General features: G+C 38.7%; 12 protein-coding genes. 7 read left to right on the forward strand and 5 right to left on the reverse strand.

The window, feature by feature from the left end; all coding sequences use genetic code 11:
- Positions 1–44 precede the first annotated feature (44 nt).
- The 4 genes from DWZ47_RS05840 to DWZ47_RS05855 all read left to right on the forward strand — a co-directional run bounded on the left by DWZ47_RS05840 (position 45) and on the right by DWZ47_RS05855 (position 4,163).
- The gene (locus DWZ47_RS05840) at positions 45–542 is read left to right on the forward strand and encodes an HU family DNA-binding protein (protein ID WP_004305143.1); all 498 of its coding nucleotides are present in this window, start codon (positions 45–47) and stop codon (positions 540–542) included.
- 81 nt (positions 543–623) lie between these two features.
- Positions 624–1,892, forward strand: a complete 1,269-nt coding sequence (locus DWZ47_RS05845; protein ID WP_117512531.1) for an ATP-binding protein — start codon at positions 624–626, stop codon at positions 1,890–1,892.
- Between the two features lie 103 nt (positions 1,893–1,995).
- On the forward strand, positions 1,996–3,537 hold the full coding sequence (locus tag DWZ47_RS05850) for a glycine--tRNA ligase (protein WP_004305141.1): 1,542 nt from the start codon (positions 1,996–1,998) through the stop codon (positions 3,535–3,537).
- A gap of 11 nt (positions 3,538–3,548) precedes the next feature.
- On the forward strand, positions 3,549–4,163 hold the full coding sequence (locus DWZ47_RS05855) for an FKBP-type peptidyl-prolyl cis-trans isomerase (RefSeq protein WP_117512532.1): 615 nt from the start codon (positions 3,549–3,551) through the stop codon (positions 4,161–4,163).
- 129 nt (positions 4,164–4,292) lie between these two features.
- On the opposite strand, the gene DWZ47_RS05860 is transcribed toward DWZ47_RS05855, so the two are convergent.
- From DWZ47_RS05860 to DWZ47_RS05880, 5 genes are all read right to left on the reverse strand, one after another.
- On the reverse strand, positions 4,293–5,180 hold the full coding sequence (locus DWZ47_RS05860) for a hypothetical protein (protein ID WP_117512579.1): 888 nt from the start codon (positions 5,178–5,180) through the stop codon (positions 4,293–4,295).
- A 28-nt stretch (positions 5,181–5,208) separates the two neighbouring features.
- Positions 5,209–6,231, reverse strand: coding sequence for a DsbA family protein (locus tag DWZ47_RS05865; RefSeq protein ID WP_117512580.1), 1,023 nt, complete (start codon positions 6,229–6,231; stop codon positions 5,209–5,211).
- Positions 6,232–6,235: 4 nt separating this feature from the next.
- On the reverse strand, positions 6,236–6,610 hold the full coding sequence (locus tag DWZ47_RS05870; protein WP_182281628.1) for a DUF3244 domain-containing protein: 375 nt from the start codon (positions 6,608–6,610) through the stop codon (positions 6,236–6,238).
- Positions 6,611–6,771: 161 nt separating this feature from the next.
- On the reverse strand, positions 6,772–8,442 hold the full coding sequence (locus DWZ47_RS05875) for a tetratricopeptide repeat protein (RefSeq protein ID WP_117512533.1): 1,671 nt from the start codon (positions 8,440–8,442) through the stop codon (positions 6,772–6,774).
- A gap of 90 nt (positions 8,443–8,532) precedes the next feature.
- Entirely contained in the window at positions 8,533–9,549 is a 1,017-nt protein-coding gene (locus DWZ47_RS05880) for a LacI family DNA-binding transcriptional regulator (RefSeq protein WP_117512534.1), read from the reverse strand.
- Positions 9,550–9,728: 179 nt separating this feature from the next.
- Between DWZ47_RS05880 and DWZ47_RS05885 the strand changes: the two genes are divergently transcribed.
- Genes DWZ47_RS05885 through fucP form a run of 3 tightly spaced genes read left to right on the forward strand, consistent with a single transcriptional unit; the run spans position 9,729 to position 12,931 of the window.
- A complete protein-coding gene (locus DWZ47_RS05885) occupies positions 9,729–10,661 on the forward strand; it encodes an aldo/keto reductase (protein ID WP_087317084.1) in 933 nt (310 codons plus the stop codon).
- Positions 10,662–10,676: 15 nt separating this feature from the next.
- Positions 10,677–11,600 carry an amidohydrolase family protein gene (locus DWZ47_RS05890; protein WP_004299638.1) on the forward strand — a complete coding sequence of 308 codons (924 nt, stop codon included), beginning with the start codon at positions 10,677–10,679 and terminating at the stop codon, positions 11,598–11,600.
- 38 nt (positions 11,601–11,638) lie between these two features.
- A complete protein-coding gene (gene fucP / locus DWZ47_RS05895) occupies positions 11,639–12,931 on the forward strand; it encodes an L-fucose:H+ symporter permease (protein WP_117512535.1) in 1,293 nt (430 codons plus the stop codon).
- The last annotated feature ends 23 nt before the right edge of the window (positions 12,932–12,954 follow it).

Below are 12,954 nucleotides of genomic sequence, written 5' to 3' on the forward strand. Positions count from 1 at the left end.
TACAAATTATGATAACTAACTTAAAAAGAAAGGAGCGTAAGATTATGTCTATCCCTTATGTAGTGAGAAAGAAAGCGGATTTATCATCCGGAGAACGGAAAGAGTTATGGTATGGTGTACCTAGTAAAATGCAGCGAAGAGGAGGAGTGAAAAATAAAGAACTTGCAGTACGGATGGCAAAGACAACAGGCTTTCATCGTGGGCAGATAGAAGGAATCCTGTCGGAGTTGGTTGAAAGTATTCAGGACCTGCTTTCCTCCGGTCATTCGGTGACCATTGAGGGATTGGGAACCTTTCAAACGGCACTGACCAGTCAGGGATGTGTGCTGCCCGAACAGGTAACGCCGGGGAAAGTTGCTATTTCACGCGTATATTTTGTGGCAAACTCAAAATTCAGCAGGGAACTGAAGAAGACAAAGTGTACCCGCATACCTTTTAAATATTATATGCCCGAAAGTATGCTAACGAAAAATATGAAGAAAGCAGACCGGGAACTGGAACAAACAGAATACGACATAGAAGAGCCGGAAATCGACGAATAGTTGAATAAAAAGCAATATTGTCTTGTTAATTGAACAGAATTAGATTATATTTGTTCAGTGGTTAGAACAATATCTTGAAATATGATTAGAAGAGAAATACTAAAAGAAGTTCTATTAGATAATAGAAATGAGGTGGTCAAACATCAAGTTATACCTCGTAGCTTTCAGTTTGAAGAGTTTGGAAATTATGTATTTGTAGGTATCCGGCGAGCAGGAAAATCATTTTTACTTTATCAACGGATACAGGAACTTTTGCATAGTGGGCATACTTGGAATGAAATGCTATATGTGAACTTTGAAGATGAACGTTTGATTGGAATGACGGCGGCAGATTTAAATCTCATACTGGAAGTACATGCCGAGATGTCAACAGACAGGCCGATGCTTTTCTTGGATGAAATTCAGAATATTGATGGTTGGGACAAGTTTGTTCGGCGATTGGCTGATAATAAATATAGGGCTTATGTGACAGGAAGCAATGCTAAAATGCTTAGTCAGGATGTAGCTACCACTTTGGGGGGACGATACATTACAGTACATGTATACCCTTATGATTTTAAAGAGTTTCTTTATGCTAATGGGGTTGAAGTTACAGAGAATTCTTTATTTGCAACAGAGAGCCGGGCAGAAATAAAGCGTATATTCAATGATTATTTTCGTTCCGGTGGTTTCCCGGAAGGGGCATCGCTTGCCGCAAAACGGGATTATCTGACAAGTGTTTACCAAAAGATATATTTAGGAGATATTGCTGCAAGACATTCCATCGAAAATACTTTTGCTTTACGCATCCTTTTCCGCAAATTGGCCGAAAGTATAAAGCAACCGGTTTCGTTTACTCGTATAACTAATATTGTAGCTTCAACCGGAGTGAAAATATCGAAGAATACTGTCATTAACTACATGGAATATGCCAAAGATGCTTGCCTGCTGATTCCTATACAAAATATTGCGGATAAATTGGTGGAGCGTGAAACTAATCCGAAATATTATTTTGCGGATAATGGCATTCTCAATTTGCTTCTTTTGGATGCTGATACCTCGTTGCTTGAGAATTTGGTTGCTGTGACACTATTGCGGCGTTATGGGACGGATGATGCTGTATTCTTTTATAATAGAAATGTAGAGGTTGATTTTTATTTGCCTGATATAGGAGTGGCTATACAGGTCTGTTATACCATGAATCTCTCTGATGAGACTTTCCAACGGGAAGTTCAGGCATTAGTAAAATTGAATAAGGTATTTGAATGTCGGCAGTTATTGATAATAACGTATGACGATGAAGAACGGATTGAGTTGGAAAAATGTGCGATTGAGGTAATACCGGTTTGGAAGTGGTTGTTGGGTAAATAAGATAAATTAATACCCTCCCTGTCTTATTTATGAGATAAATCCCTATCTTTGTGGCACTTTTTACGAAAAAAGCAAATTCAAATTAATAGATATAGAAAAGAAAATGGCACAAGAAGACGTTTTTAAGAAGCTTGTATCGCATTGCAAAGAGTATGGTTTCGTATTCCCTTCGAGCGATATCTACGACGGACTAGGCGCTGTGTATGACTACGGTCAGATGGGCGTTGAATTGAAAAATAACATCAAGAAATACTGGTGGGACAGCATGGTGCTGTTGCACGAGAACATTGTCGGTATCGACTCTGCCATCTTTATGCACCCTACTATCTGGAAGGCTTCCGGACACGTAGACGCATTCAATGACCCTTTGATTGACAATAAGGATTCTAAAAAACGTTATCGTGCTGACGTACTGATTGAAGATCAATTAGCAAAGTATGACGATAAAATCAATAAAGAAGTAGCGAAAGCTGCCAAGAGATTCGGCGAATCTTTTGATGAGGCTCAATTCCGTTCTACCAACGGGCGTGTATTGGAGCATCAGGCAAAACGTGACGCACTTCACACTCGCTTTGCTAAAGCTCTGAACGATGGTAATCTGGACGAATTGCGCCAGATCATTATTGATGAAGAAATCGTATGCCCGATCTCCGGTACAAAGAACTGGACAGAAGTTCGTCAGTTCAATCTGATGTTCTCTACTGAAATGGGTTCTACTTCCGAAGGAGCAATGAAGATTTATCTTCGTCCGGAAACTGCACAAGGTATTTTTGTAAACTACCTCAATGTACAGAAGACGGGTCGTATGAAAGTTCCTTTCGGTATCGCACAGATTGGTAAGGCTTTCCGTAACGAGATCGTTGCCCGTCAGTTCATCTTCCGTATGCGTGAGTTCGAACAGATGGAAATGCAGTTCTTTGTAAAACCGGGAACTGAACTTGACTGGTTCAAGAAATGGAAAGAAATCCGTCTGAAATGGCATAAAGCTCTTGGATTCGGCGATGCAAGCTATCGTTATCACGATCACGATAAACTGGCTCACTACGCAAATGCCGCTACTGATATCGAATTCCTGATGCCGTTCGGATTCAAAGAAGTGGAAGGTATTCACTCTCGTACTAACTTCGACTTGTCTCAACATGAGAAGTTCTCCGGCAAGAGCATCAAATACTTCGATCCGGAACTGAACGAGTCTTATACTCCGTACGTAATCGAAACTTCTATCGGTGTTGACCGTATGTTCCTTAGCATCATGAGCGCATCTTATTGCGAAGAGCAATTGGAAAATGGTGAAAGCCGTGTGGTTCTGAAATTACCTGCTGCTTTGGCTCCGGTGAAACTGGCGGTTATGCCGTTGGTAAAGAAAGACGGTCTGCCTGAAAAAGCCCGCGAGGTTATTGACAGCCTGAAGTTCCACTTCCATTGCCAATATGACGAAAAGGATAGTATCGGTAAGCGTTATCGCCGTCAGGATGCTATTGGTACTCCGTACTGTGTAACAGTCGATCATCAGACATTAGAAGATAACTGCGTGACATTGCGTAACCGCGATACCATGCAACAAGAGCGTGTAGCTATCTCTGAACTGAATAATATCATCGCAGACAGAGTAAGCATCACTTCTCTATTGAAAACTTTACAATAAACCTTTGACGAATGAGTAAAAAGATCTATTTATTCTCCTTAGTATTGCTGGCTCTTGCATTCACTGCTTGCAGTGAAACGGAAGAGACGGGCAAATATGATAACTGGCAGGCACGTAATGAAGCTTTTATAGATTCAATAGCCAATGCTCATGCAAATACCGCTACACGTGGTCAGTTGGATTCTATTCATATGATTGCATATCCTGGAGTTCCTATCTATTTTAAAAAGAAAACTCCTGTGGGAGATGGGGTGATTCAAAATATTATCCCGCGGGCAACAGATGAGGTTACTGTATATTATAAAGGTTCTTATATCATTTGGGGTAATACTGGTGGTTATGTTGATAAACAAGATAACTTTATAGGGGAAGCGTTTGATGGCTCTTTTACTGAAGCGAATCCTAGCATTGATTTTTCAAGAACTGCGAACTTAACAATTAATGGGCTTGTGACTGGTTTGTCAGAGGTATTGCAACGAAGAAAAATTGGTGAACGTTTGGAAGTGTATGTTCCATGGAAATATGGTTATGGTAGTAGTGATTATACTCCAAAAGGTTCTTCGATTACTATTTTAGGTTATTCAACTTTAGTATTTGATGTTCAAATGTTAAAGTGCGAAAAATAATCACTTATTACCATTAAAATAAAGTTCCCTTATTCTAATCCTATTTCATCTATGGCAAAGGATAGAATAAGGGAACTCATTATTTATATAGTACTGGTTTAGGTATGATTTTTATTCTATGAATTATTTCTAAATCTGAATTATTTCGTATCTTGTATTTCTGCCAGGAGTAATGCCATAAAAATCTTTTTCTGCTGGTAAATCAAACCCTTTAGAACTATTTGGGCCGGTCCACCTAATAGCCTGATTGGCGTTTTTTCCGTTTTCATCATCAATCCATAAAATATTATGGGATCCAGGTAGTGGAGCAGTTCCAATTACCCCAAATTTGAAAGGTAATTTACCAGAGGCTCCCCATTCAAATTTCCAAAAGAAACCGGTGTTTTTATCGAAATAATTTGGACCCAATGAGGCTAAACCTGCATTATCTATAATATGATTTTTGTTATTATGGTCTTCATTATCGTGATGCCGTTTAACTACATGCATATTCTCCGTATACAAATATGGTAGATAGAATGCTAATACTCCGCCAGTTGCATAGCCTGTAGGTATTACACAAAAGTGAAACTCTACATTCCCATTTCCATCTACTCTAGTTGCTCCTATATTTCCTGTTGAATGTGTATCTCCACCATCTTCACAGTCCATAAAGTATACAAATTCACGATATCCCCCGCAGGTTTCATACTTAAAAACTCCCTCCATATTAACTGCCCTTGTGTATGCTCCTGCCTCCGTCCTTGTACGAATATTATCGGAGAATTGGATTTGAGCAATAGGATCTTGTATGGCTTTAATAAGCCATGGCTCTGCAACAGTTTCTTCTTGTGTTGTTGGGGTTAGTTCATCTTTTTCCTTTTTTAATTCATCAAGAGAATAGCCTTTTAAGACTAGTTCATAGTCGTTGATCATGTTTGCCAACTCTTTCTCATTAGTGTTTATGTCTTGCAGATCTTCATCTGAAGCGCAAGATGCTAATAAAGCACAGAAACATAAAAAGATAATTTTCTTCATAATACATTTTTTTAATTCGTTAGTAATGTTATTTTGAAAGTTCTTCATCAATAAGATGACAGATTTCCTCTTTTGAATTGGAATCAACTATTAGGCGTCCATTGATGATAAGTGTTGGTGTTGCATACACTCCAAGAAGCACTAATTGATTGATTGTGTTTTCAATTGCTTTTTTCCCGTCGTCATTTGCTATGTCATTTTGGAATTTGTTTATGTCCATAGACATATTGTGAGCTATTTTGAATACGGCTGTGGAATCAATATATCCTCTATATGCATATAATGAATCTTGGAATTCCCAGAATCTATTTTGCTTGTTCGCTGCGTCACTTGCTATTTCAGCGAATGTTGGCATTGCCGAATAGTGGATATAGCCAAATTTTACTTTATCTTTATATTCTTCATATATTGAATTGTAAAGGGAATGAGCATTAATACAGGATTCACAATCAAAATCAGATATTATAATGACAGAGACTTCTGATTTTAGATTGCCCCTGTAGTAGGTATGCAGGTTATCTAGGTCAACTCTTGGACTCTTTGGAGGATAGAGATATTTAGTTATCTTTTTATTCCTTTTTAGTGAGTCCAGTAAATTGTTGACAATAGCTCCTTTCAAATGAAATGAGCGCGTGGCTTTACCGGTAGGAGAATCTATTGCTACGCTATATATACTTTTTCCTCGAAATTCTGTAATTGATTCTAGCCTGTACCGTTTTAAAAGAGAATCTATTCCGCACTGTTCTATTTGAGCGTTTGTATAATCATCTATATATTCTAGATAACTCATCTGTTTCTTGTTGGCTTCTTTCTGTAGTAGTTTGACATTTATCAATTGCTCAAGAGCTTTTTTCTTGATTTTATGAATTCTGCAAAGCTCGTCATAAAGTTCTTGCTTTATAATTGTATTTATTTCATTGGCATATATTACTTCTCCATCAAGTTCAGCTATTATATCTTTTTCGTTGTGTTTGGAACTCCGATGAGAATTACAAGATGCATAAAATAATATTATCAGCGTGGCTGATATATAGTATAGAGTAAGTCTCATAATATCAATCAATTGTAAATATTCCAGTTGTGAACCACGAAGACGTTGATATTTCAAGAGTGTATTCAGCCTTTTTATCTTCTTCGGATAAATCAATGAGTCTGACTTTCTCTAAAGATATAATCTTTTCATAGTAGATTGTTTTTCCAGTTTCAGAATTAATGATTGTGATTGTTACATCTTTGGATGGATGCTCAAATTCAACCTCTAATAATGAATTGTTTATATACACTCGCACAGGATCGGGGTGGTTAGTAGAGCGATGCTCTATCGGCTGTCTAACTTTCATTTTTATTTGTCTTCTTGTGTCTGATGGCATTGAAAAGATAAAGCTAGAGCAAAGAGCCATGAATGTGAATAAAAGTAGATTTCGTTTCATAATAGTTTTATTGTTATTGATTTTCAGCAAAAGTAGTATGATTTGCTATATGTTACAATAACAAATAATAACAATATGATTATATATAGCTATTGGTAATCAGTGTGTTATAAAATATATATAACAAAAAACTAATTGTGATAACAGGGCATTGTGTTCATTTACTTGCTTTCTCCTTTAGCATCGAAAATTATAGAGAAACTAAGGTCAGATAATTGTTTTTTTATACGATATTTCCTTTGAGTCAGTGCAGACTGGCTTCCGGCTTTCATACAAACTTTGATTGTATTATTGGATAATTGGAGGTAGTTAAGTATGCAGTAATAGAGATCGTCTTGTGTTAGACTAGGGTATTGTTCTAATAACTCTTGCATCGCTTCAATGAAGGCTTCGTTTATTTCTTGATAAATCAGTGATAACTCTTCTTGAGTTATCTCTTTCTCTTTTTTGTTTTTAGATGTTTCTATTGATTGAATTTTTTTATAAGATGTAGTCGTTTTGAATAGACGTACGCATATCTGAAGACTTTGATGCCATAACTTTATTCTTTGATTTAATATATCTGCATATCTGTGTTCATTGATTTCATTGGCATGAGATAGTGCTCTGATTTCTTCTTTTAATGTGGCTTTTTCTGTCTGATTCTTCATTAGTAGCTGCTGCCAGTGTATATGTGTCTTTTTATTGCGATTGCTTATATACATTACAGTATAGATAAACAGAAACATTGTAACTAATCCACCAATAATGAATATTACTTTTGTTTGTTGTGATTGTTTTTTTATTTGTTCTTTATATATATCTATTGAGTGTTTTTTGATGAGATTGTTAATTTCAGTATGGTGAATAATTTTCTGGATAGAGTCATAGCAGGTTAAAGCTGTATCGTTATATAGAATTGCCTGTTCATAATTTTTGTTTTCTTTGTTTATTTCATACAAAGTCTGATAAATAGAAGCTTTAGTATAAATATTGGCCTTAGTACTAGCTCGGGATAAATAGTGAATAGCAGAATCAGTTTCTTCGAGATTATACAATATACTTCCTTTCCAAAAGTAAGTAGGAGATAAATTAATGTTAGAAGGAGCATATCTCAAGGCTAAATCTATTTGCTTTTTAGCTTCTATATATAACCCTTGGTCGTCATATACCTTTGCTATATCACAAAAAATTGCATTTTCCCACAATGAATCTTTGATAGATTGTGCTATTGATAATGCTTTTTGATAATAAGATAATGCTTTTTCTTCCTCATCTTGTATTGCATAAACATTACCTAATCCTCGGGTTGCGTGTAAAATTCCATATTTGTCTTGCATTTTTTCTGCAGTTGCGTATGATTCTTTATATGTTTTGATAGCTGGAAGATAAAACTCTTGACTCTCGTAACATAAAGCCAGGTTATTGTATATTTGTAATATTGGAGCTTGGTTTGGGGATGCTGTTTTTAAAGCTGTTAGATAAGCTTCTGTTGCTTTTATATATTCTTTATTGTCTTGATACACTCTTCCGAGATAATAAGCTTTTGTTTTTAGCTTATTATTACTGTTATCCTTATAGTAGTCAACTGCTATTAGAATTAGAGAGTCATTGCGGTGAGATTTGAAATTCTTATCTAAAGCTTCTGTTAATAATAGTGCATACATGGCTTTTGCTGATTTATTAGATATTTCTTCAATAGATAGCTTTTCCAATATGCATAATGCGCTGTCAGCACGTTTGTCTATTAATGAATCTGCTAATTGTAATTGAGGGGCAGTGTTTGAATTATGACACGCATTAAAGAAAATGCATAGTGTTGTAATTAGAATAGTTAGGTAGTTCGGTTTCATAGAGTTTTATCTGTTTCTGCAAAAGTAAGTATTTATAAATAAAAAGTAGAATCGTTTGTCTATAAAACTTCTTTTAATAAGACGTTTCCCTTATTTTTTTATACTACTCTCCCTAATCTGCAAATGTGTTGGAATCGTCACCTGCTTGATAGTCTTATCTCCTTTTATCCGATCGATAAGTAGTTGGCAGGCAGTTTCTCCCATTTTATAGGTCTGATGTGATACTGCTGATAATTTCGGTTCCACATAATTAGCATGCTGCTCGTCTGTATACCCGATGATTGCCACATCATTCGGAATCCGGAGGCCATGGTTTTTGATAACTTCCATTGCTGCGAAAGCCAATGTATCATTCATGGCAAGAATAGCATCTGGAGGCTGTGGAAGTGACAGTAAAGTTTCTGTGGCAATCTTGCCTTCCTCATAATCAATCTTCCGGCAAACAACTAGCTCCTTTTCGATAGGAATACGATTCTCACGCAAGGCTTCCAGATAACCATGTTTTCTTCTCTTTACAATATCCAAATGATTGGCTCCACCGATAAAGGCTACCCGTTTACTTCCATTATCCAACAGATGTTGTGTTGCCATTTGCGCTGATTGTACCCCATCCGCTACGACCGAAGAAAACTGGTCGGTCAGGCAAACACGGTCGAACAGGATAAGTGGCATATTAATGTCTTTCAAGGCGGAGATGTGGGAGAAATCGGTTGTTTCTTGAGACAGACAGGCAATGATACCTTCCACGCGCATATTGACCAGATTCTCAATATTTCTTTTTTCGTGCTCGTAAGACTCATGCGAGGTCGTGATAATCACAAAATATCCGTTGGCAATAGCCATATTCTCTATCCCATTCAGAATTGATGCAAAGAAATGAGTGACAATATCCGGAACGATCACTCCGATGATACGTGGTGCATTTTTCCGCAGGCTCATGGCAAAAGGATTGGGGCGGTAGTTCATCTCTTTAGCCAGTGCCTTTGCTTTGGCGCAAAGTTCACGGCTGATTTCCGGACTATCTTTTAGTGCCCTGGATACAGTAGGAATCGACACCCCCAATGCTTGGGCGAGATCTTTGAGTGAAGTATGTTTCCGGTTTTCCATTTGAAAGTCTGCAACTTAGATTCTTTTTACAAAGAAAGCACATTCCCGGAAAATTAAAAGCATTTGAAGCAATATTTTTTACGTAAACCGTTACGTTGGTTTTTCGACCGCTCTCTGCTGCACTGAAACTATTACTGACCTATTTTTGTCGCATACAAAATGATTTAAAACCTAAAAGTATGCAATACCATGAAATCGGAAAGACAGGGATGAAAGTATCATCTCTTAGTTTTGGAGCTTCTTCTTTAGGAGGAGTTTTCCATGATTTGAAAGAAAAAGAAGGCATTCAGGCTGTGTTTACCGCTGTTGAGGCAGGAATGAACTTTATCGATGTGTCTCCTTATTACGGACATTATAAAGCGGAAACTGTTTTAGGAAAGGCGCTAAAAGATCTTCCTCGCGACCGTTATTACCTTTCTACCAAAGTGGGACGTTATGGAAAAGATGGAGTAAATCTGTGGGATTACTCTGCAAAACGTGCGACAGAAAGTGTGTATGAGAGCATGGAACGTTTGAATATAGATTTTATCGATCTGATAAATGTACACGATGTTGAATTTGCCGATTTGAATCAGGTAGTTAATGAGACTCTGCCTGCTTTGGTTGAGTTGCGTGAAAAAGGAGTGGTAGGACACGTTGGAATTACCGACTTGCAACTCGAGAACCTGAAATGGGTAATTGACCATTCACCAAGCGGTACGATTGAATCTGTGCTTAGCTTCTGCCATTATTGCCTGTGTGATGATAAATTAGCAGACTTCCTGGACTACTTCGAATCCAAAGAAATCGGCGTGATTAATGCTTCTCCCCTTTCAATGGGACTGTTGAGTGAACGTGGTGTTCCTGCCTGGCATCCGGCTCCCAAACCTTTGGTAGAGGCTTGCCGTAAAGCAATGGAACATTGCAAAGCTAAGAATTATCCGGTTGAGAAGCTGGCTATGCAGTTCTCCGTCAGCAATCCCCGTATAGCAACGACTTTGTTTAGTACGACTAATCCGGAGAATGTGAAAAAGAACATCGCTTTCATCAAAGAACCTATTGACTGGGAACTCGTTCGGGAAGTGCAGGAGATTATCGGAGAGCAGAAACGTGTAAGTTGGGCAAACTCATAAAACAGCGTCATTCGTATGGACTATACAATTATTGATGCGCACGCCCATCTGTGGTTACGACAGGATACTGTTGTGGACGGATTGCCTATCCGGACTTTGGAAAATGGCCGTTCGGAATTTATGGGAGAAATCCGGCAAATGGTTCCGCCCTTTATGATAGACGGAGTGAATAGCGCGGAAGTTTTTCTTTCGAATATGGACTATGCGCAAGTGGCTGCGGCTGTCATTACCCAAGAGTTTATTGACGGTATTCAGAATGATTATTTGTCGGAAGTCGTTTCCCATTATCCCAACCGTTTCTTTGTTTGCGGAATGTGTGAGTTTCGCAAACCTGGATTTCTGGAGCAGGCGAAAGAGCTTATAGCCAAAGGTTTTAAGGCTATAAAAATACCTGCCCAACGCTTGTTGTTAAAAGAGGGACGGGTAATGCTGAATAATGAGGAAATGATGCAGATGTTTCATTCTATGGAAGAACGGAATGTCATGCTCTCCATCGACTTGGCTGACGGAGCAACACAGGTTCCCGAAATGGAAGAGATTATTCAGGAATGTCCCCGCCTAAAAATAGCTGTCGGACACTTCGGAATGGTGACACGTCCGGACTGGAAAGAACAAATCCGCCTGGCACGTCATCCCAATGTGATGATTGAATCCGGCGGAATCACCTGGCTTTTCAATGATGAATTTTATCCTTTCAAAGGAGCAGTGAAAGCCATTCGGGAAGCGGCGGATTTAGTTGGCATGGAGAAACTGATGTGGGGATCGGACTATCCGCGCACCATTACAGCAATCACCTACAAGATGTCATACGATTTTGTGGTGAAGTCTTCCGAGTTGACGGAAGAGGACAAAAGACTCTTTTTGGGAGAAAATGCCCGGAACTTCTATGGATTCACGGATCTCCCCGTACTTCCTTACATCAAGAACATGTCCGAATGATAGAGAAAACATCCTTATCGTAAAACTAGATTTATACCATGAAAAAGAATACATATACAATACCTTTAGCGTTAGTTTTCTGCCTTTTCTTTCTGTGGGCGATAAGCAGCAATCTGCTTCCCACAATGATCCGGCAATTGATGAAGACATGTGAACTGAATACCTTTGAAGCCTCCTTTACCGAGACTGCCTACTGGTTGGCTTATTTTATTTTCCCCATCCCCATAGCGATGTTTATGAAACGTTACAGCTATAAGGCGGGAATTATTTTCGGACTGGTATTAGCAGCAATCGGAGGCCTGCTTTTCTTTCCTGCCGCCATTTTAAAAGAATATTGGGCTTACCTCTGTATCTTCTTTATTATCGCTACGGGAATGTGCTTTCTGGAGACAGCTGCCAATCCGTATGTGACGGTTTTAGGAGCCCCCGAAACAGCTCCCCGCCGATTGAACCTAGCGCAGTCTTTCAATGGACTCGGAGCTTTTATCGCTGCCATGTTTTTGAGTAAGCTCATCCTTAGCGGAACTCATTACACGCGAGAGACCCTTCCTGTAGATTATCCGGGAGGCTGGCAGGCCTATATCCAATTGGAAACGGATGCCATGAAACTCCCTTATCTGATATTGGCTATACTGTTGATTGCCATAGCTGTTGTCTTCATCTTTTCAAAATTGCCGAAGATTGGGGACGAAGGAGAAACGGCTTCTTCCGATAAAATGACTTCTTCGGGTAAAACGAAAGAGGGTAGCCAGAAAGAAAAACTGATAGACTTCGGTGTATTGAAGCACTCACACTTGCGGTGGGGAGTGATTGCGCAATTCTTCTATAACGGCGGACAGACGGCGATAAACAGTCTGTTCCTGGTTTACTGTTGCACTTATGCCGGATTGCCGGAAGATACAGCGACTACCTTCTTCGGATTGTATATGCTCGCATTTCTTTTGGGGCGTTGGATCGGTACCGGATTGATGGTGAAATTCCGTCCACAGGATATGCTACTGGTTTACGCCTTGATGAATATTCTTTTGTGCGGGGTAGTGATGATATGGGGAGGTATGATCGGGTTATACGCAATGTTGGCTATCTCTTTTTTTATGTCTATAATGTATCCCACGCAGTTCTCATTGGCGCTAAAAGGACTGGGGAATCAGACAAAGAGCGGTTCGGCATTTCTGGTAATGGCTATTGTCGGCAATGCCTGTCTGCCACAGTTGACGGCTTATTTCATGCATGCCAATGAGCATATCTATTATATGGCCTATTGTGTACCGATGATTTGCTTTGTCTTCTGTGCATATTATGGTTGGAAAGGTTATAAAGTAATCGATTAATAAATTTATTTATCAAACATATC

It is taken from the genome of Bacteroides sp. AF32-8BH, assembly GCF_003435205.1.
Lineage (GTDB): Bacteria > Bacteroidota > Bacteroidia > Bacteroidales > Bacteroidaceae > Bacteroides > Bacteroides ovatus.